This window comes from Massilia pseudoviolaceinigra (assembly GCF_030846505.1).
In the GTDB taxonomy this organism is placed as follows: domain Bacteria; phylum Pseudomonadota; class Gammaproteobacteria; order Burkholderiales; family Burkholderiaceae_D; genus Telluria_A; species Telluria_A violaceinigra.
Genome location: NZ_JAVCWL010000018.1, coordinates 100,241 through 120,713, shown reverse-complemented (window position 1 = coordinate 120,713; position 20,473 = coordinate 100,241). Strand labels below are relative to the sequence as shown.

General features: G+C 62.6%; 13 protein-coding genes. 4 read left to right on the top strand and 9 right to left on the bottom strand.

What is annotated here, in order from left to right:
• Positions 1-81: 81 nt before the first annotated feature.
• Positions 82-2,877, bottom strand: coding sequence for a TonB-dependent receptor plug domain-containing protein (locus tag RBA40_RS18710; RefSeq protein ID WP_306649273.1), 2,796 nt, complete (start codon positions 2,875-2,877; stop codon positions 82-84).
• Between the two features lie 254 nt (positions 2,878-3,131).
• Positions 3,132-6,023 carry a TonB-dependent receptor domain-containing protein gene (locus RBA40_RS18705; RefSeq protein WP_306649272.1) on the bottom strand — a complete coding sequence of 964 codons (2,892 nt, stop codon included), beginning with the start codon at positions 6,021-6,023 and terminating at the stop codon, positions 3,132-3,134.
• Positions 6,024-6,353: 330 nt separating this feature from the next.
• Here RBA40_RS18705 and RBA40_RS18700 point away from each other — a divergent pair, with 330 nt between their 5' ends.
• Positions 6,354-6,815 carry a cache domain-containing protein gene (locus RBA40_RS18700; RefSeq protein ID WP_306649271.1) on the top strand — a complete coding sequence of 154 codons (462 nt, stop codon included), beginning with the start codon at positions 6,354-6,356 and terminating at the stop codon, positions 6,813-6,815.
• A gap of 325 nt (positions 6,816-7,140) precedes the next feature.
• On the opposite strand, the gene gap is transcribed toward RBA40_RS18700, so the two are convergent.
• Both gap and tkt read right to left on the bottom strand, forming a co-directional pair.
• The gene (gene gap / locus RBA40_RS18695) at positions 7,141-8,151 is read right to left on the bottom strand and encodes a type I glyceraldehyde-3-phosphate dehydrogenase (RefSeq protein ID WP_306649270.1); all 1,011 of its coding nucleotides are present in this window, start codon (positions 8,149-8,151) and stop codon (positions 7,141-7,143) included.
• A 72-nt stretch (positions 8,152-8,223) separates the two neighbouring features.
• The gene (gene tkt, locus RBA40_RS18690) at positions 8,224-10,221 is read right to left on the bottom strand and encodes a transketolase (protein ID WP_306649269.1); all 1,998 of its coding nucleotides are present in this window, start codon (positions 10,219-10,221) and stop codon (positions 8,224-8,226) included.
• Between the two features lie 145 nt (positions 10,222-10,366).
• On the opposite strand from tkt, the gene RBA40_RS18685 reads away from it, so the two are divergent.
• Positions 10,367-11,092, top strand: a complete 726-nt coding sequence (locus RBA40_RS18685) for a 16S rRNA (uracil(1498)-N(3))-methyltransferase (RefSeq protein ID WP_306649268.1) — start codon at positions 10,367-10,369, stop codon at positions 11,090-11,092.
• Between the two features lie 179 nt (positions 11,093-11,271).
• Here the strand turns inward: RBA40_RS18685 and RBA40_RS18680 are convergent, their stop codons facing one another.
• The gene (locus RBA40_RS18680) at positions 11,272-14,034 is read right to left on the bottom strand and encodes a TonB-dependent receptor (protein ID WP_306649267.1); all 2,763 of its coding nucleotides are present in this window, start codon (positions 14,032-14,034) and stop codon (positions 11,272-11,274) included.
• Between the two features lie 48 nt (positions 14,035-14,082).
• Here RBA40_RS18680 and RBA40_RS18675 point away from each other — a divergent pair, with 48 nt between their 5' ends.
• On the top strand, positions 14,083-14,292 hold the full coding sequence (locus RBA40_RS18675; protein WP_306649266.1) for a hypothetical protein: 210 nt from the start codon (positions 14,083-14,085) through the stop codon (positions 14,290-14,292).
• Positions 14,293-14,494: 202 nt separating this feature from the next.
• The gene (locus RBA40_RS18670; RefSeq protein ID WP_306649265.1) at positions 14,495-16,129 is read left to right on the top strand and encodes an NAD(P)/FAD-dependent oxidoreductase; all 1,635 of its coding nucleotides are present in this window, start codon (positions 14,495-14,497) and stop codon (positions 16,127-16,129) included.
• A 66-nt stretch (positions 16,130-16,195) separates the two neighbouring features.
• On the opposite strand, the gene corA is transcribed toward RBA40_RS18670, so the two are convergent.
• The 4 genes from corA to RBA40_RS18650 form a co-directional block, all read right to left on the bottom strand.
• Positions 16,196-17,161, bottom strand: a complete 966-nt coding sequence (corA, locus tag RBA40_RS18665) for a magnesium/cobalt transporter CorA (protein WP_306649264.1) — start codon at positions 17,159-17,161, stop codon at positions 16,196-16,198.
• A 75-nt stretch (positions 17,162-17,236) separates the two neighbouring features.
• Positions 17,237-18,727, bottom strand: coding sequence for a nitrogen regulation protein NR(I) (gene ntrC / locus RBA40_RS18660; protein ID WP_306649263.1), 1,491 nt, complete (start codon positions 18,725-18,727; stop codon positions 17,237-17,239).
• A gap of 68 nt (positions 18,728-18,795) precedes the next feature.
• On the bottom strand, positions 18,796-19,893 hold the full coding sequence (gene glnL / locus RBA40_RS18655) for a nitrogen regulation protein NR(II) (protein ID WP_306649262.1): 1,098 nt from the start codon (positions 19,891-19,893) through the stop codon (positions 18,796-18,798).
• Entirely contained in the window at positions 19,890-20,390 is a 501-nt protein-coding gene (locus RBA40_RS18650; protein ID WP_306649261.1) for a DUF4124 domain-containing protein, read from the bottom strand. Before RBA40_RS18650 ends, glnL begins: the two co-directional genes overlap by 4 nt.
• Positions 20,391-20,473: the final 83 nt, after the last annotated feature.

Here is a 20,473-nt window from a genome sequence, read left to right as displayed (position 1 = left end):
ATTCGTCGTTCCCTAAAAAAAACCCGGCGCAAGGCCGGGTTTTTTGATTGACGCCGCCAGGCGGCGCCCTGCATCACAGCATCAGAACTGATACTGCGCCGCGATGCGGACCGAACGGCCGCGCGATGGCACATCGGTGGCACGCACGTCGGCCACCGGCGCGCGGTCGAACACGTTGTACAGGTTCAGGTACAAGGTGGTCTTGGCAAAGCCGGTGTAGGTCAAGTTCATGTCGGTGACCACATCACGCTTGATCTGGCAGTATTCCGGCGTAAAACCCTGCCCTTCGCAACCGGCGGCCATGTAGTTGTCGTCGTACTTGTTCTCGTACAGACGCGTACCCGGGATGTAGGTCAGCGCGCCGCCCACGTTCCAGGCGCCGCGCGACCATGCCGTCGATGCCCGCACGCGGTAGCGTGGGTTCTCGTAGTTGCCCGCCAGGTTTTCCGTAAAGGTATCGGTCACCGTATCCCAGCTGCGGTAATCGAGCTGGTAGTTGGCTTTCAGATTGCTCACCAGCTTGCCGGCCGAACCCATGTTCCAGCGGTGGTTCAATTCCATGTCCAGACCGGACACGCGGGTGCGGTTCATGTTTTCGTAACGGTTCGAGATCGATGCGATCGGACCGACCGGGAACACGATGTCCTTGCCGGTCAATTCCTTGGCACGCGCCGCCAGGCGCTGGTCGTCGGCCGTCACGCCCAGGCGGTTGACCGAGCCCGGACGGCGGTCTTCATCGGCCAGCAGCTGGGACGTACCCTTGGTATCGATTTCGTTGCGGCGCTCGATATGGTAGTAGTCGAGCGTCATGCTCAGGTTGGCCAGCGGTTCGACCACGAAGCCCAGGTTGTAGCTGCGCGATTTTTCCGGTTCCAGCTCGGGGTTGCCCTGGGTGGAGGAGGCGAAGCTGACGCTGCAACCGCTTTCGCGCGCGCGCAGCGCCTCGGCCTGGTCGATCGTGGTGCCGGTCTTGAGCGCCGCGTACAGCTGGTTGGCGGTGGCGCAACGCTTCGGATCGACGATGCTGTTGCGGAAGGCCGACAGCTCGACCTTGCCCGTTTCCGCCAGGTTCGGCGCGCGGAAGCCGTTGGCCACGGTGGCACGGACCATGAAGCGCTTGTTCACTTCGTAGCGCATGCCCACTTTCGGCACCAGCGACAGGTCGGTCTTGCCTACCTTGTCGGCACGCACCGCCGCGTTCATTTCAAGCGCCTTGGTCAGCGGCGCATTGACTTCGGCAAAAGCGGCGCTGATGTTGCGCGCGCCCTCGACGTTGATCGAACCAATGCCCACAATCTGGCCGCTGGAGACGTTGTCGCTGACAAAAGCCTTGAAGGAATCGCGCCGGAAGTCGGCGCCGATCGCCAGGCTGAGCGGGCCGCCGTCAAGCTGCATCAGCTCGCGCGTGGCCTTGGCATCGATGAAGCTCTGCTTCGACTCGCCGCCGAAGACGTACACCGGGAACATGCGCAGCAGCAGGTCCGGGCTGTTGACACCGCCGAAGCGGTATTCGCCGCTCTTGATCGCGGCGTCGTATGCGGCCGCATTGCGACGGCCGCGATCGACGTTGTTGACTTTCGAGCCCATCATGCCGACCGCCGTCGACCAGTCCCAGCCGAAGTCGCTGCCTTCGATTCCGGCCAGCACCCGGTATTGCTTCGCTTTCGCATCTTTCTTGGACGTGAGCGCAGCGTCGGCGTAGCGGTAACGCAGGGCGACCGGGAAATCGTAAGGATTGTCCGGATGGCCGACCGGCAGTTTCGGCTCGGTGTACGAGCTTAACTTGCGGTCCCTGCTGTTATACCAGGTCGAGGGGGTACCGGTGTATTGCAGGATCGGCGCCGCGTTGTAGTAGGTGGTGTTGGTCTGGCCCAGGGTCAGTTCGGAAAAGCCGACCCGGTTGCCGCCCAGCTTCATGCGTCCGGTACCGAAGAAATTGTAGCGCTTCGCTTCCGGGCTGCGGCCCACGCCGGCCCACTGGTCGTAGCGGCAGGTGCCGTCGACCACGTTGTCGCAACCGGCGCGCGGGGTGCTGAAGCTCTTGCCGGCCAGCGCGGGATTGGCTGGATACGGGTTGGGATAGCGGTCGACGAAGTTGCCCGGATACGAGTAGGTCGACTGCACGCCGAAACTCGGATTGACATACTGGCCCCAGAAGGCCGGCACGGTATTGATGATGTCGCGGTTCGAGTACGGCGAACGGTGGTAAGCCTCGAAGTGGCCGAACACATTGTAGCCGTCGGCTTCGAAGTCGCCCATGCCCATGGTCAGGGAAGCGGTCTTGTCCTTGTCCAGCTTGCTGTTGAGCAGGGATTGGCGCATCCCGCCCTTGGCCAGCACGCCCTGGAAATCGCGCTTGGTGATGATGTTGATCACGCCGGCAACCGCGTCCGAACCGTACACGGCGGAGGCGCCGTCGAGCAGGATCTCGATGCGTTCGATCGCTTCGGACGGCATGGCGTCGATGTTGACGAAGGTTTGCTGGCCGCCGTCGGCCAGGCCGTAGTTGGCCACGCGCCGTCCGTTGAGCAGGGTCAGCGTGGAATTCTTGCCCAGGTTGCGCAGCGATACGCCCGAGGCGCCGCCGGCGAAGGAAAGGCCGCCGCTCTTGTCCGACAGGGTCGTGGTGCCGCTCGAGGTCAGCGTGTCGAGCACGTCCTTGACGGTACTGGCGCCGATGGCGGCGATCTCGGCCTTGCCAACCACTTGCACCGTCGACGAAGTTTCGGTATCGACCGCGCGCTTGATGTTCGAGCCGGTGACGATGACTTTCTGGATCGGCTGTGCCGCGCTTTGCTGCGCCAGGGCGACCTGGGCCGCGCCCAGGGTCAGGGCGACGGCGACGACGCTGCGTTTCAATGCGAGTTTCTGGTTCAATTGGGCTCCCGGCTTGCTTTATAAGTATGAATAGAACGTGTTTTCCGATCTCGTGCCGTACGCGCCCGCAGGCCCGCGCGGTGGCGAGGGCCATAAATCTCGCACAAAGGTGGATTGAAGGCCAAGCAGATTTCACAAAAAAACGTTCATACGGGCATTTTCGTATTTTCCACGCTACAAAAGGCTGGTGCCAGCGCCGCTGCGGACGAAAAAAAACCCGGCGCGGGCCGGGTTTTTCTTACCGCACAATCAGCTTAGAACGCGTAGCGCGCCGTCAGCTGGAAGTAGCGGCCGTAAGGATTGTGCAAACCCTCGTTGTAGCCGGCCAGCGGCTGGACGGAACTGTTGGTGCCGACAGCCGGGTCGTAAGGCGCCTTGGTGTCGAGCACGTTCTGGATGTTCAGGTTCAGGGTCAGGTTCTTGATCCCGGTGTAGGTGTAACCGAGGCCAAAACGGGTCCAGCTGTTGATCGAGCATTCCGGGAAATACGCTTCATACAGCGGCACGCTGGTGTCGCGGTCCTTCGCGGCGTCGCTGTCCTGGCGCGCGCCGTACTGGCAGAACGGCTGGTCGTAGGTGACCTCGCGGTTGTAGCGGCGCAGCAGCGAAACGCGCCCGGTGTAGTCGATGCTGGCGTTGAACGCATGCGCGCCCATGCTCCACGACGACGACAGGGTGCTCTTCCAGCGTGGCAGGTAGCTGTTCGGCAAGCTGTAGTCGGCATAGCCCACATTCGTGCCGACCAGGTTGCGCTCAGGATCGCCCGCGTTCGCAGCCAGCGAGTAATAGTCCATGTAGCTCGAGGTCAGTTTCGAGTTCAGCGAACCCCACTCGCCCAGGTTCTTGCGGTACGCCACGTCGATATCGACGCCGCGCACTTCCACCGAGCCCTGGTTTTTCCACGGCAGCTTGACCATCAGCAGCGGGCCGCTGTTCTGGACCACATTGCCGTTGGCATCGCGTACCCAGTTGGCCGGGTTCGTATCGCGCACCACGTTGCCCGGGGTGCGGTCTTCGTCGCGCAGGGCATCTTCCTCGGAACCGAGGGCGACTTCGCCTTCCTTGCGGATCTTGTAGAAGTCCAGGCCGATGTCGAAGGTGCTGGTCGGCGAGAACAGCACGCCGAAGGAAAGGCTCTTCGATTTTTCCGGCACCAGGTCGGGATTGGCGCCGCCGGTACCGGCGGCGCTCTTGGCGCAATCGAGTTCGGTCGCGCCCTCGCGCGGGGTTTCGCGGTCCGCTTCGCAGCGGCGCGGATCGTACAGGTCCCTCAGGAAGAACTGGGCCCCGCCCGGTGTCACCTGCACCAGCGCCGGCGCGCGGAAACCGCGCCCATAGGTACCGCGCAGGGCGATGCCGTCGGAGACGGTCCATTTCGCGCCGATTTTCGGCACGAAGTTGGTTTTGATGCCAGGATACTTGTCGACGCGGCCGGCGAAATCCATCTCGAAGTTTTTCAGGAATGGCGTGCGCAGCTCGACGAAGGCCGATTTGACGTCGCGTTCGCCGTCGATGACGGTGTTGGCCAGGCCATAAATGTCACCGCGCGCCAGAGCGGCATCGGGCGTCATCTTGATTTTCTCGCGCCGTACTTCGGCGCCCACCGCCAGGCCCATGGCGCCGCCGCCAAGCTGGCCGAACTGGGTCGACACTTTGGCATCCCATTGCAGGATCGAGGCCATGTTGTTGCTCGTCACATCGCGCGCCAGGGTCGGATCGGCCGACAGCGCCGCCAGCGAGGTGCCGGAATTGAGCTTGCGCAGGGTCGGCAGGTAGAGCATGCCGAAATAGGTATCTTCCTGGGTCGCCTTGTTGTACAGCACGGCGCTTTCCCAGTCCCAGTTGCCCACATTGCCCTGCAGGCCGGCCACCACGCGCGCATTGTCGTTGATGGTCTCGGTGCCGCCGCGCAGGTTCTCGAAACGGTAAGTGACCGAGGAGCGGGCGTCGGGGAAAGGATTGTCCGGGTGGCCGATGCCCAGGATGGCCTGGAATGGATCGCCCACCGCGGCGCTGGTGAAGTTGGTGATGGTGGAGGTGCCGATGGTGCTCGGATTGCTGGTATAGGAGCGCTTGGTGCGCGCGTAGCCCGCTTCGGCGAAGGCCTTGGTGTTCTGGCCCAGCTTGAACACGCCGCGCGTCATCACGCTGGCATCCTTGCCGTCGCCGATGCCTTCGGAGAAACGGCTCGCGTCGAAGTTACAGAAAGTGCGTCCGATGAACACGCTGGTCGCCGGCAAGCCCATCGCGGTCGAACCCACCAGCTGCTGGGACGGTTCGCAATTGGTGCGCGTGATCATGCGCTGGCCCATGTTAGTGCGGTTCACCGCGAAGTTGCGGGAGCCCGGTGCGCTCTCGCGGTAAAACGATGGCGAGCCGGAAGTGGTGCTGCCGTACGGCGTGGCGAAGCGCCCGTTGAGCAATTGATAGGTTTCGAACTCGATATCCTTGACATCCTTGCGCAACACGCGGTCGCGCTGGGACACGTCGGCGGTGATGAAGACGTTGTAGCCGTCGCTCTCGACGTCCCCCTTGCCGAAGAAGAAGTTGGCGCCTTTGCGGGCAAATTTGCCATCGTCGTTGGCGCTGGCGCGGGCCGACACTTCGGTGCCCTGGTAGTTGGTCTTGGTGATGAAGTTGATCACGCCGCCGATGGCGTCGGAGCCGTACACAGCCGAGGCGCCATCCTTGAGGATCTCGACCCGTTCCAGGGCCGACAACGGAATCGCATTCAGATCGTACAGGGTCGAATTGCCGTTGTTCGGATCGGCGTAAGCGGCCGGCGTCATGCGGCGGCCGTTGAGCAGGATCAGGGTCGAGGTCGACGACAGGCCGCGCAGCGAGGCGGTCGAGACGCCGCGCGAGAAACCGCCATCGTTGGTGTCGAGGTTGATGTCGCTGCCCATGGAGGGCACTTTACGCATCAGTTCAGTGACCGTGGCGGCGCCGCTGTCGCGGATATCCTTGCTGGTAATCACCTGGATCGGCTGGGTGCCCTCTTTCTCGGTGCGCTTCAGGTTCGAGCCGGTGATGTACACGGTGGCGGCGGGCGCCGCTGCAGCCTCTTGGGCCAGGGCGACATGGGAAGTACCCAGGGTTAAAGCGACGGCGATGACGCTCTGTTTCAATACAAAGTGCTTTTTCAAGATGACTCCAGGTAAGAATTCCTTGTAGAAAATCGACTCTTGTATGTTCTAAAACCCATTTATATGTATGGGTAAATAGAATCTCGCACGAACGATGACAGGAATCAAATGCCTTATGCATTTACGCCAATTTTGCCATCGAATTTGTTGTTTTTCCACGATTATGCATATATAAAACCCGGCGTTTAGACCATCCCGGGCGTATGTAGTTCAGTTCGGATGACTGTAGTATTTGCGCATGGATTCGTGGAGTTTCCGAAGATTTTCAGAGAACATCGGCATAATGGTCCCACGCAACAACGCGCCGTTTACCGGGATGGGAGTGTATTGATGAGAACATTGTTTTCCGCAAGCTACCTGAGCGTCGCCCTGCTGGCCCTGCCGGGTGCGGCATGGTCGGCCGACAAGGGCAGTGCCGGCGAAGCGGTCGCCATGGTCAAGAAAGCGATCGCGCTGATCAAGACCGACAAGGCCAAGGCGTTCGCGGCGATTTCCGACACGGCCAACAAGGAGTTCCACGATCGGGATCTGTATGTGTATGTGTACGACCTGAACGGCGTCGCCCTGGCCCACGGCAACAATCCCAAGATCGTGGGCAAGAACCTGATGGCACTGGCCGACAGTAACGGCAAGCTGATGATCAAGGAGATGGCCGATCTCGCCAAGTCGCCCGCGGGCAATGGCTGGGTCGACTTCAAATGGCCCAATCCGGTGACCAAGGCGGTCGAGAACAAGGCGGGCTATGTCGAGCGGGTCGACGACATGATGGTCGGGTCCGGCATCTACAAATAAGCGAATCCTGCGAATACGATGCCGGCTCCTAATCCTGTTCGGGGCGACCACCTACAACCGGGGTCAGAGCTCTAATTAGAAATTTTTGCTGAACCACACTGAAACTCGCTCTCGTTCGTGGCGCTGCCCGGCACGCAGGGACAGGCATGCGGCCCTTACCCCTCATGGTTACGACATTTGGTGAAATCGTTGCTAGTCAGAGCTCTGACCCCGGTGTGGGGCGTCGCCTTGCGCCTTGTGAGCCCGATTGTTTAAACTTTCGATGGCGAACACGCGGGCGAAAAAAAACGCCCCGGAGGGCGTTTTTTGGCGATGCTGCCAGGTATTACTTGGCGTTCATCAGTGCTACCGTGGTGTCCAGCATGCGGTTCGAGAAACCCCACTCGTTGTCGTACCACGACGATACCTTCACCAGGCGGCCCGACACCTTGGTCAGGGTCGAATCGAAATTCGACGAGGCCGGATTGTGGTTGAAGTCGATCGATACCAGCGGCTCGGTCTGGTAGGTCAGCACGTCTTTCAACGCGCCTTCGGATGCCGCTTTCATCAGGGCATTGACTTCGTCCACCGTCGTGTCGCGCTTGGCGATGAAGCTCAGGTCGACCAGCGAGACATTGATGGTCGGCACGCGGATCGCGAAACCGTCCAGCTTGCCGTTCAGCTCAGGCAGCACCAGGCCAACCGCGGCGGCAGCGCCGGTCTTGGTCGGGATCATGCTCATCGTGGCCGAACGCGCGCGGCGCAGGTCTTCATGCATCACGTCCGACAGCACCTGGTCGTTGGTGTAAGCGTGCACAGTGGTCATCAGGCCGGTTTCCAGGCCGATGGCGTCGTTGAGCGGCTTGACCAGCGGAGCCAGGCAGTTGGTGGTGCACGATGCGTTCGAAATGACGGTATCGCTCGCTTTCAGGACGCCTTCGTTCACGCCGAACACGATGGTGGCGTCGACATCCTTGCCGCCCGGTGCCGAAATGATGACTTTCTTGGCGCCGCCCTTCAGGTGGGCCGAGGCTTTTTCCTTGGTGGTGAAGAAACCGGTGCACTCCAGGACAACGTCCACGCCCAGCTCGCCCCATGGAATTTCAGCTGGATTGCGCTGCGCGAACACGCGGATCGAGTCGCCGTTGACGATCATGTTGTCGCCTTCGACCGTGACGGTGCCAGGGAACTTGCCGTGCGCCGTGTCGTAACGGGTCAGGTGCGCGTTCGACTTGGCATCGCCCAGGTCGTTGATCGCCACGATCTGGATGTCGTGTTTCTTGCCGCCTTCGTAGAAAGCGCGCAGGACATTGCGGCCGATACGGCCATAACCGTTGATTGCAACTTTGATCGTCATTACTTTGCTCCTGAGTGATAAAAATGGGGAGGACGGACGCGGCCGCCACGCGGCGCCGCGCCCGCGCTTAGCTTAGTTCGTCAGTACCGACTTGACCTTGGCAACCACGTTCTCGACCGTGAAGCCGAAGTGCTTGAACAGCACCGGCGCCGGCGCCGATTCGCCGAAGGTGTCGATGCCGACCACGGCGCCTTCCAGGCCAACGTATTTATACCAAAAGTCGCTCACGCCCGCTTCGATCGCCACCCGCGGCACGCCGCGCGTCAACACGCTGGCCTTGTAGGCGGCGTCCTGGCGGTCGTACACATCGGTCGACGGCATCGACACCACGCGCACCAGGATGCCTTCGGCGGCCAGCGCCGCGGCAGCCTTGGTGGCCAGTTCGATTTCGGAACCGGTGGCGATCAGGATCGCCTTGGCATCTGCGACATCTTGCAGCACGTAGCCGCCGCGCGCGATGTCGGCGATCTGGGCTGGGGTGCGTTCCTGGAACGGCAGGTTCTGGCGCGAGAAGATCAGGGTCGATGGGCCATCCTTGCGCTGCACGGCAGCGCCCCAGGCGGCGGCCGATTCAACGGTGTCGCACGGACGCCAGTTGTCCAGGTTCGGAATCAGGCGCAGGGAAGAAACGTGCTCGACCGACTGGTGGGTCGGGCCGTCTTCGCCCAGGCCGATCGAATCGTGGGTGAACACGAAGATCGAGCGCAGCTTCATCAGCGCGGCCATGCGCAGCGCGTTGCGGCTGTAGTCGGAAAAGGTGAGGAAGGTGGCGCCGAACGGGATGTAGCCGCCATGCAGGGCGATACCGTTCATGATGGCGCTCATGCCGAACTCGCGCACGCCGTAGTTGATGTGGTTGCCCGGCTTGCCGGAACGCAGTGCGATGCACTCTTTCCAGTTGGTCAGGTTCGAACCCGTCAGGTCGGCCGAGCCGCCCAGGAATTCCGGCAGGGTCGGCGCCAGCGCCTGGATCGCGTTCTGGCTGGCCTTGCGGGTCGCGATGTTTTCTTTCTTCTCGACGCAGGCGGCAATCGCGGCATCCAGGGTCGCTTTGAAGTCGGCCGGCAATTCGCCCTTCATGCGGCGCTCGAATTCGGCGGCCAGCTCAGGGTATTGCGCGCGGTAGGCCGCGAACTTGGTATTCCACTGCGCTTCCATGGCCGCGCCTTGCTCTTTCGCGTCCCAGGCCGTGTACACCTCGGCCGGAATCTCGAACGGGACCGAGGTCCACAGCAGGTGCTCGCGCACGGCGGCGACTTCCTTCTCGCCCAGCGCGGCGCCGTGCACCTTGTCGCCGCCCTGCAGGTTGGGCGAACCCTTGCCGATGATGGTCTTGCAGCAGATCAGGGTCGGCTTGGACGACAGCTTCGCTTCGGCAATCGCGGCATCGACCGCTGCCACGCTGTGGCCGTCGACGGCGGCGATCACGTTCCAGCCGTAGGACTCGAACCGTTTCGGGGTGTCGTCGGTGAACCAGCCTTCGACCTTGCCGTCGATCGAAATGCCATTGTCGTCGTACAGGGCGATCAGGCGGTTCAAGCCCAGGGTGCCGGCCAGCGCGCACACTTCGTGCGAGATGCCTTCCATCAGGCAACCGTCGCCCAGGAATGCGTAGGTGTAGTGGTCGACCACGTCGAAGCCGGGCTTGTTGAATTCAGCCGCCAGCAGGTATTCGGAGAGCGCCATGCCGACCGCGTTGGCAATGCCCTGGCCGAGCGGGCCGGTGGTCGTTTCCACGCCCGGGGTGATATCGACTTCCGGATGGCCCGGGGTCTTCGAGTGCATCTGGCGGAAGTTTTTCAGATCGGCCATCGTCAGGTCGTAGCCCGACAGGTGCAGCAGCGCATAGTGCAGCATCGAGCCGTGTCCGTTCGAGAGCAGGAAGCGGTCGCGGTTGAGCCACTTCGGGTTCGACGGATTGTGCTTGTAGTGGCCGGCCCACAGCGCCACGGCGATTTCCGCCATGCCCATCGGCATGCCCGGATGGCCGGAATTGGCCTGTTGAACTGCATCCATTGCCAGCGCGCGGATCGCGTTGGCCATCAAAGTGGTAGGGAGCGTCGTTTTCATGGGTCGAATCAGTGAGGTCGTAGGATTGGGAATGCGGGTGGCGCTGCATGGAGTACCGAGCCAAGTATTTTACCAGACCAGAGGGTGCCGAATTAAAATGAAGCACTTCGCGCCCCTGCCGGCTCCCACTACTTATCAGGATTTCATGCCCCGTTTCTATTGCTCCCTGCCGCTGGCGATCGGCGCCACGCTCGACCTGCCCGAGGCAGTGGCCCACCACGTCCATGTGCTGCGGCTGCAGATCGGCGCCGAACTGTGCCTGTTCAACGGCGATGGCGGCGAATACATCGCCCACCTGGCCAGCGTCGAGAAGCGCCGCGCCAGCGTGACGGTCAAGGCCTTTGTCGCGCGCGACGTCGAACTGCCCTACGAAATCACCCTGGCCCAGGCATTGCCGGAAGCGTCCAAGATGGACTGGATCATCGAAAAGGCGGTCGAGATGGGGGTGGCGGCGATCCAGCCGCTGGCCGCGCAGCGCTGCGTGGTGCGCCTCTCTAGCGAGCGCGCCGAGAAAAAACAGGCGCACTGGCAGGGCGTGATCGTGTCCGCGTCCGAGCAGAGCGGGCGCAACCGGCTGGCGCGGCTGGCCCCGGTAGACGATCTGCACCACTGGATGGCCCAGCAGGACATGCACAAGCGCATCCTGCTCAGCCCGCGCGGCGGCCAGTCGCTGGCCGACTGGGCCAGGCACCAGCCGCCCCAGGCGCTGTCGCTGATGATCGGCCCGGAAGGCGGCTTCAGCATACAGGAAGAAGATAGCGCGATGGCGCGCGGCGCCCTGGCGCTATCGATGGGCCCGCGCATCCTGCGCACCGAGACGGCCGGCATCGCCGCCGTCGCCGCCCTCAACGCCCTCTGGGGCGGCCTGTAACTTTCCTCCGCAGCTGACGCCGGCAACGTCAGCCGTCGTTGCCGGCATGGCCGGAAGCGACTTCGCGCGCCAGGGCGGCACGCGGCTACCCAGGTTCTTTCCCCTCCCCGTCCAGACGAAAAAAAAGCGCGTTGCCGAAGCAACGCGCCTTTCATGATGACTTACGTCGTAACAGCTGCTTAGAACTTGTAGCTGGTGTTGAGGTAGACGGTGCGACCCATCGTGTCCGCGTAACGCGCATCGTAACCAACCTGGTGGCCCTGCGACGTACGCAGGGTCAGTGGCGGCTCTTTGTCCATCAGGTTCTTGATACCGCCGCGAACTTCCCACATTTTGCTGATCGCAAACTTACCCTGGTAGTCGACGGTGCTGTACGAAGGCACTTGCAGACGGATCTGGCTGACGGCTGCGGCCTTGGTCGCCACGTTGTACAAGTTAGCGGCCTGGTCGGTGTAACCATTGCGGTAGTTCAACGTCAGCGCATTGGTCATCGGACCGGTTTCCAGGGTCGCGCCGAACTTGATGATATCGCGGAAGGTGACCTGATTGTCGATGCCGTATTTATCCATGCTGTCGGTCCACTCGGTGTCCGAACCCGGAATGGTGTAGCTGGCCTTGAGCATGTGGGTGCCATTGACGTTCAGCGTCATTTTGCCGAACGAATACTTCTCGCCGACGGTCAGATCCCAGTCGATACCACGATTGTGCGCCTTGCCGATATTGATCGGGGCGCGGATGAAGGCCCAATTCTTGATGCCGGTCGCTGGATCGGCGAACTCGGTAAACAGCTGGCGGTATTTGGCTGGATTGGCAAACGCCTGGATTTCGCCGACGTTCGACACCTGGTTGGTCATCTTGACGTCCCACAGGTCGGCGCCGAACGTCACGCTCGACGATGGCTCGAGGCGGAAGCCCAGGGTGAACTGCTTCGATTCTTCCGGACGCAGTTTTTCGTTACCACCGAGGTACGAGTTGTACTGGTTCACACCCGGACGGCACAGGGACGCGTCGATCGCTACCAGATCTGCCGGGCAAGCATACGGCGCGGACGTGAAGCCGTTGGCCACCAGGGTGTTGGCGATGTCGTTCTGGTCGGCGACGCGGAAACCGGTACCGTACGAACCGCGCAACAGCAGGGCCGTGGTCGGGGTGTAGCGTGCGCTGATCTTGTAGGTGCTGGCGCTCTGGGTTTCACCCTTGGTGCGCTTGGCGATCTTGTCTTCCACGCCCGAATAACGGTCGTAGCGGATGGCGGTCGTCACTTCCAGGTTCTTCATCAGCGGCAGCGCCAATTCGGCGAAGGCACCGGCGGAGTCGCGGGTGTAGTCGAATTGATTCGGGGTAGTGAAACTGTAGATCGTGCCATTCTTGGCCGCGGCCGAGGCAGTCTGCACCTGGTGCAGTTCGCGGTAGTCGCCGCCCAGGCCGATGCTGCTGGCGCCGCCTGGCAGGGTGAACAGTTCGCGCGATGCGCGCAGGTCGACGCCGCGCAGGACCGAATACGCTTCACGGATCGAACCGCGGAAGACCGAACCATTGATCTGTTCAGCCGTTGGAGACGATGGCGAACCGGCCGGCAGGAATGGATTGAAGCTGGTGCCGCCGATCAGGCTGCGGAATTCCTTGTTCAACAGGTAGCCGCCGGTGTAACGCTCGTCGAGCTGGTACTTCGAGTACGTGGCGCCCGTGTTCATGTCCCAGCCTGCGGCATTCGCTTCCAGGCCAACGACGAAGTGGCCGACGTCGGTGATGGTGCGGCTGTCGCGGGTGCCGAATTCGGTCGCGCGGTAGGTCGCGGTGGCGGTCTTGACATCGGCGCGCTGATCGGCGCTCAGGTACGGTGCGACATACTGATTGTAGACTGGCGAACCGATCGGCACAGCCACGCTGACCGGGTTGGCGGCGATACGCGCCGTCAGGTCGAAGCGGCCCAATGCCAGGTCGGCAAAGCCGGTCAGGTTGTCGCTGAACTTGAGGCGGAACGAGGTGAACAGGGTGTCGCGCTTCGATTCAGGCACGGTTTCCACGGTCGAGGCGCTGTCGACGGCGCAGTACTCGGTGGTGGCGGTGTTCGACAGGTAGTCGAAGAAGCCGGTCGGGCATGCGCCGTTGACTTTCTTGTACGGGTTAAAGCCGATCTGGTCAGCTTTCGGATTCTTGAACGCGACGTTCACGTTCGCTGCGGTGCCCGATGTCGAGGTGCGGTCGTAGATATAGCTCTGGCCGTCGTGGCCCAGTGGAATGTACGACGTTTTGCTGAACTCGCGCTCGGTTGCCTTGACCTTCTTCTGCTCGTCGTGACGATAGGTCATCAACAGGTTGAAGCGGTTCGTTTCCAGGTCGCCGAAGCCCCAGGTGAAGCCAGCGTTGGCGCTCTTGCCGCCCGGGTTGGTCGGTACCGTTACGCCCGCGTCCAGGGTCAGGCCGCGGTAGTTTTTCTTGAGGATGAAGTTGATGACGCCGGCGATGGCGTCGGCGCCGTACAGGGCGGAGGCGCCGTCGCTCAGCACTTCGACGCGCTCAACCGCGCTCATCGGAATCGAGTTCAGGTTGACCGAGCTGCCGCTGTCCTGGAAAGGCGCCATGCGGCGGCCGTTCAGCAGGACCAGGGTGTAAGTGCCGCCCAGGCCGTGGATCGACGCGGTGGAGCGGCCACCCGAGTTGGTACCGGCGGCAATCGCTTCAATCGTGAAACCCTGCATCGCTGGCAGTTTCTGGATCAGGTCGGCAACGGTGGTCGCGCCGGAACGGGCGATCACTTCCTTCGACACCACCTGCACTGGCAGTGCGCCTTCTTTCACGATTCGCTTGATGCTCGAACCGGTGATCTCAACGCGCTGGATAGGAGCATCCTGAGCCAGTGCTTGGCCGGCGACGAAACCGGCTAACAGGCCGAGGGCGAGGCGAACGGAACGTACGCCAATCTTCTCTTGAAACATCATTTTTAGAACTCCGTTTAGGATGAGGATAACGACACTACAGCAGCTTGCTTGCACGACAGCCTTTCGGGTCCCGGCGGCGCTGGCGCGTTACCGGGCTCAACATCACCCGGCAGCGGCGCGCACGCCTGGGCGTCGCATCATTTCTGCAACGGGCATTATCGGGTCAGCGACAAAAAAATGGCGGCCAAAACCAGCCGATTTGCAGTTTTCGCAGCGACTACAGCGAAAATTCTTTCTTTGCATCAATACACCGAATGAAATATGGTGCGCTGCCGCAAAATTAGAATAATGAATGAGTCTGTTTTGCAACAAATTTTCTCGACTACACTTTACTAGTCGCGCAGCAACACCTTGAGGTCGAAAATACCGTGCCCAGGCGCCCCGATTCGCCCATCAGGCGATGCACCCGGTAAAATAGCGCCCTGCCTTGCTTTCCCCACCCTGAACCACGAACGACTCTATGCTGCGAATTAACGAACTCAAACTCCCGCTCGACCATGCCGGCGCCGACCTGCGCGAGGCAATCCTGGCGCGCCTGGGCATTGCCGGCACCGACCTGCTCGGGTTCAGTGTGTTCAAGCGCAGCTACGACGCGAGAAAGCGCAGCGCCATCGTGCTGATCTATGCCATCGATGCCGAACTGCGCGACGAAGCGCTCGTGCTGGCGCGCCTGCAGCACGACGCGCATGTCCTGCCCGCGCCCGACACCGGCTACACCTTCGTTGCCGGCGGCGAGCAGCTGCAGGGCCACGACCGCAACGAGCGTCCGGTCGTGATCGGTACCGGCCCGTGCGGGCTGTTCGCGGCGCTGATCCTGGCCCAGATGGGCCTGCGCCCGCTGATCCTCGAACGCGGCAAGGTGGTGCGCGAGCGCACCGTCGACACCTTCGGCTTCTGGCGCAAGCGCGAGCTGAACCCGGAATCGAACGTCCAGTACGGCGAAGGCGGGGCCGGCACCTTTTCCGACGGCAAGCTGTACAGCCAGATCAAGGATCCCAAGCACTACGGCCGCAAGGTGCTGACCGAATTCGTCAAGGCCGGCGCGCCGGACGAGATCATGTACGTGAGCAAACCGCACATCGGCACCTTCCGCCTGGTCAAGATGGTCGAACAGATGCGCGAGAACATCATCGCGCTGGGCGGCGAATACCGCTTCGAGAGCAAGGTCACCGATATCGAGGTGGAGGGCGACGGCGACGCGCGCCAGATCCGCGGCATCACCCTGGCCAGCGGCGAGCATATCCCCACGCGCCATGTGGTGCTGGCCATCGGCCACAGCGCGCGCGACACCTTCGAGATGCTCTACGAGCGCGGCGTCTATATAGAAGCGAAGCCGTTTTCGGTCGGTTTCCGGGTCGAGCACCCGCAGTCGCTGATCGACGCCTGCCGCTTCGGTCCGAACGCCGGCAACAAGATTCTCGGTGCGGCCGACTATAAACTGGTGCACCACGCCGCCAACGGCCGTTCGGTGTACAGCTTCTGCATGTGCCCGGGCGGCACGGTCGTCGCCGCCGCCTCCGAGCCGGGGCGCGTGGTCACCAACGGCATGAGCCAGTATTCGCGCAACGAGCGCAATGCCAACAGTGCCATCGTGGTGGGCATTACGCCGGCCGACTATGTCGACAACCCGGGCCATCCGCTGGCCGGCATCGCGCTCCAGCGCCGCCTGGAAGAAGGCGCGTTCGCGCTGGGCGGTGGCACCTACGACGCGCCGGGGCAGCTGATGGGCGACTTCGTCAAGGGACGCGCCTCGACCGCCTTCGGTTCGGTGGTCCCGTCGTTCAAGCCGGCGGTGCACCTGACCGACCTGGGCACCGCCCTGCCCGACTACGCCATCATCGCCATGCGCGAAGCCTTCCCGGCCTTCGACAAGCAGATCCGCGGCTACTACCAGGAAGACGCGGTGCTGACCGGCGTGGAAACGCGCACCTCGTCGCCGATCCGCATCAAGCGCCGCGACGACAACCTGCAAAGCCTGAACACGCGCGGCCTGTTCCCGGCCGGCGAAGGCGCCGGCTACGCGGGCGGCATTTTGTCGGCGGCGGTCGATGGCATCAAGGTGGCGGAGGCGGTGGCGCTGTCGATGGCAGGGTAAGCAGGCCCTGATAGCGCAACGGCGAACCAGGGTTCGCCGTTTCTTTTTGCCTTCACGTCATGGGCGCTACAGCCAGCCCGATTTCCTGAACCGGTAGTACAGGTAGACGCACACGCTGACCATCGCGCTGATCGCAACGGCGTAGCCGTACTTCCACTTCAGCTCCGGCATGAACTCGAAGTTCATCCCCCACACCCCGGCGAACGCGGTAAACACCGCGAAGATCGCGGCCCACGCGGCCAGCCGTTTATTGACTTCGCCATCGTCGATGGCGACCATCGACAGGTTGACCTGGATCGCCGTGCCGATGGTGTCGCGGATGGTATCGAGCGCGCCGTTGATGCGTTGCAGGTGATCGTGCACATCGCGGAAGTATTCCTGGGTGTCGCGGCAGAACGACGGCACCCGCCCGCCATGCAGCTTGCCGATGGCGTCGAGCAGCGGCGTGACCGCGTGGCGCAGCACCAGCACCTTGCGCTTGAGTTCATACAGACGTTCGATATTGGTGCGCTGCGAGCCGCGGATAAAAATCCGGTCTTCGATCGTTTCGAGTTCCGTTTCGAGCGCATCGACCACCGGAAAATAGCGGTCGACCACGGCATCCATCAGCGCATAGAGCACGAACGACGAGCCTTTGCCCAGCAGGTGCGGTTCGCGTTCGGCGCGCGCGCGCACGCCGAGAAAACCGCGCATGACATTGTTGCGCACCGAGAGCACGTAATTGTCGCCGACGAACATGGCCACCTGGCCCACGCTCATCTCATCGCCATCCATCTCGACCGTTTGCACGACCACGAACAGCGAGTCGCCGTACTCCTCGATCTTGGGGCGCTGGTGGCCGCGCAGCGCATCTTCCACCGCCAGTTCGTGCAGGCCGAATTCGTGCTGCATGATGTCCAGTTCGTCCGGCTGGGCATCCTTCAGGGCTACCCACACGAAGCAGTCGGGTTTTTGAATATAGTCGCTGATGGCTTCGACGGAAATGTCGGACAGCTTTTTGCCTTCCTGGTAGGCGACGCAGTTGATCAGCATGGTGGTTCCAACAATAAATTGGACAGAAGCTTACACCATGCCGCCGCCGGACGGGAGCACGCGCCCTCCGCCGCCCTACTCGTCCTTGGCGCCATCGATCCCCAGCTCGGCGATCTTGCGGGTGATGGTGTTGCGGCCGATCCCCAGGCGCACCGCGGCATCGTTCTTGCGCCCGTGCGTGTGCTTGAGCGCCGTCTTGATCAGCGCCGACTCGAACTGCCGTCCCAGCACATCCATCACCTCCGACTGCCCGGCCGCCAGCATGCTGGCAGCCTGCAGCTCCAGCAAGCCAATCCAGCCGTCGGCCGCTCCCAGCGCCACGCCGGCGCCGCCCGCGAGGACGCCTACCTGGCCGTTGGCCGGTTGCGCCGCACTGTCGCCCATGGCCAGCGGCAGCGCCGTTTCAGCCCCGCCTTCCTGCGTCAGTTCGAGCGGCATGTCCTTCACGTCCACCGTCTGCCCGGGCGCCATCACGGTGATCCAGTTGCACAGGTTTTCCAGCTGGCGCACATTGCCCGGCAAATCGAGCCCGGTGAGAAAATGCAGCGCCGGATCGCTCATGCGCTTGGCCTCCACGCCGAGCTGGCGCGCGCTCTGCACCAGGAAGTGGCGCACCAAAAGAGGGATATCCTCGCGCCGCTCCCGCAAACTGGGCAGGCGCAGGCGGATCACGTTGAGGCGATGGTACAAGTCTTCGCGAAACAGGCCGTCGCGCACGCGCTGTTCCAGGTTCTGGTGGGTCGCCGTGATGACGCGCACATTGGCCTTCATCGGCTGGTGCCCGCCGACCCGGTAAAAGTGGCCGTCCGACAGCACCCGCAGCAGGCGCGTTTGCAGGTCGAACGGCATGTCGCCGATTTCATCCAAAAACAGGGTGCCGTTTTCGGCCTGCTCGAAGCGCCCGCGCCGCGTGGTCTGGGCGCCGGTGAAGGCGCCGCGCTCGTGGCCGAACAGTTCGGATTCGAGCAAGTCCTTCGGGATTGCCGCCGTATTCAAGGCGATGAAGGGCTGCTGCGCGCGCGGGCTGTGCTTGTGCAGCGCGCGCGCGACCAGCTCCTTGCCGGTGCCCGATTCGCCCGTGATCAGCACCGTCACATTCGACTGCGACAAGCGCCCGATGGCGCGGAACACTTCCTGCATGGCCGGCGCCTGGCCCAGGATTTCGGGGGTGTCGGTGGGACCGGATTCGATGCTGGTCTCGCGCAGGCTTTCTTCAAGCGCGCGCCGGATCAGTTCCACCGCCTTGTCGATGTCGAACGGCTTGGCCAGGTACTCGAAGGCGCCGCCCTGGAAGGCCGCCACCGCCGAATCGAGATCGGAAAACGCGGTGATGATGATGACCGGCAGGCCGGGATGGTTGGCCTTCACGGTTTGCAGCAGGTCCAGCCCCGACTCGCCCGGCATGCGGATGTCGGACACCAGCACTTGCGGCGTATCGAATTCGAGCGCGGCCATCGCATCGCGCGCGTTGGAAAAGCTTTTGGTCGCGAGGTTCTCGCGCGCCAGGGCTTTTTCAAGCACCCAGCGGATCGAGGCGTCGTCGTCGACTATCCAGATTGGTTTCATGTGTTCGCGCTTCCCCGCAATATGGATCTTCAATTGATGGGACCCGGATTCCGGGGCTGAGGCGCGGCTTATGGCAGCGGCAACAGGATCCTGAAATCCGTAAATCCAGGCCGGCTTTCGCACTCGATCACACCCATGTGCTGCTGCACGAAGGTCTGCGCCAGTGTCAGCCCCAGACCGCTGCCGCCCTCCCGTCCCGATACCAGGGGATAGAAAATGCGGTCGCGGATCTGCGGCGGGATGCCCGGTCCATTGTCGATGATATGCAAGTCTAATGCCAGCCCGTAGCGCACCTTGGCCAGGGTCACCTGGCGCGCCACGCGGGTCTTGAAAACCAGCTCGGCGTCGCCCGCATTGACGCGCTCGGACAGGGCCTGCGCGGCATTGTGCGCGATATTGAGCACGGTCTGGATCAGCTGTTCCTTGTCGCCCCTGAACTCGGGAATCGACGCATCGTAATCGCGCCGGATGGAGAGCCCAAGCGGGAACTCGGCCAGGATCAGGCTGCGCACACGCTCGCACACTTCATGGATATTGACGTCGCCGACGATATGCGGACGCCGGTGCGGCGCCAGCAGGCGGTCGACCAGGGTTTGCAGGCGGTCCGCTTCCTTGATGATCACCTGCGTGTATTCGCGCAGCTGGGTCAGATGGCGCGCCGGCAGTTCGAGTTCGAGCAGCTGCGCCGCGCCGCGGATGCCGCCCAGGGGATTTTTGATTTCATGTGCGAGGTTGCGCACCAGTTCCTTGTTGACCTGGCTCTGGTCGAGGATGCGCTCTTCGCGGTCGAGTTTAAGCTGCTGCACGTTCTCGCGCAGTTCGATCACGATGCCCGATTCGCCGGCCTCGCTGACGATACTGTGCACATGCAGCGGGTCGCGCCCGCTGCGCTCCAGGGTCAGGTCCTGGCGCAGGTCGGAATATTTATGGGCCAGCGCCTGCGCGCACAGATTGAGCAATTCCTCGGCGTTGAGGAACAGGGTATGGAGCTGCTGGCGTTGCAGGGCCCTGAGCGAGCTTTCCAGCAGATTCTCGGCGGCCGCGTTGGCGAAGGTGATGGTGCCGTCGGCGTCGACCAGCAGCACGGCCGACGCCAGCAAATCGAGGCCGGCCAGGGCCTCGCGCCGCGATACGGAAGGCGCGGCCGGGGGCAAGACCGGGGTCATTTGATGTTTGAAATTTCGCGTCGCAGCGCTTCGATGTTCTTCTCGGCGCGCGCGATGTTCTCGGCCATCGACTTGACCCGCTCTTCGTACTTGGCGTAGTTCTTCTCGTTGCCCTGGCGTTCAGGCTCGCCCTTGTTGTATTCGCGTTTGAGTTCGGCCAGCTTTTTCTCTTCGGCGCGCAGTTCGTCGTTGAGAATCTGGCGCCGGTCGGAGTCGCGCGCGCGCTGCTCGCTGTCGCCCACCTTGGGGAAATCGGTCGGCGTGGTCACCGGCTTGGCCGGACCGCTGCTCTTGCGCCCCGACGGAGCGGGGATATTGTTGGGCACATCGAGCTGCTTGCAGCCCGGCTTGGGGTTGTCGGTCAACTCCTTGCGCCCGCTGGCATCGACGCACAAATAGATGTCGGCCCGGGCCGGCAGCTGCGCGCCGAGGCCGGCGAGCAGCACCAGCGCCAGCAAAGGCGAACGCAGCGGTCGGTGCGGGCGAATTCGGGACATCCTCGTTATCATAAGCATCAGCGTTGTTTCACGGAATTCCGTGGAGTAATTAGATTCAACCGAATATACAACATCCAATGAAA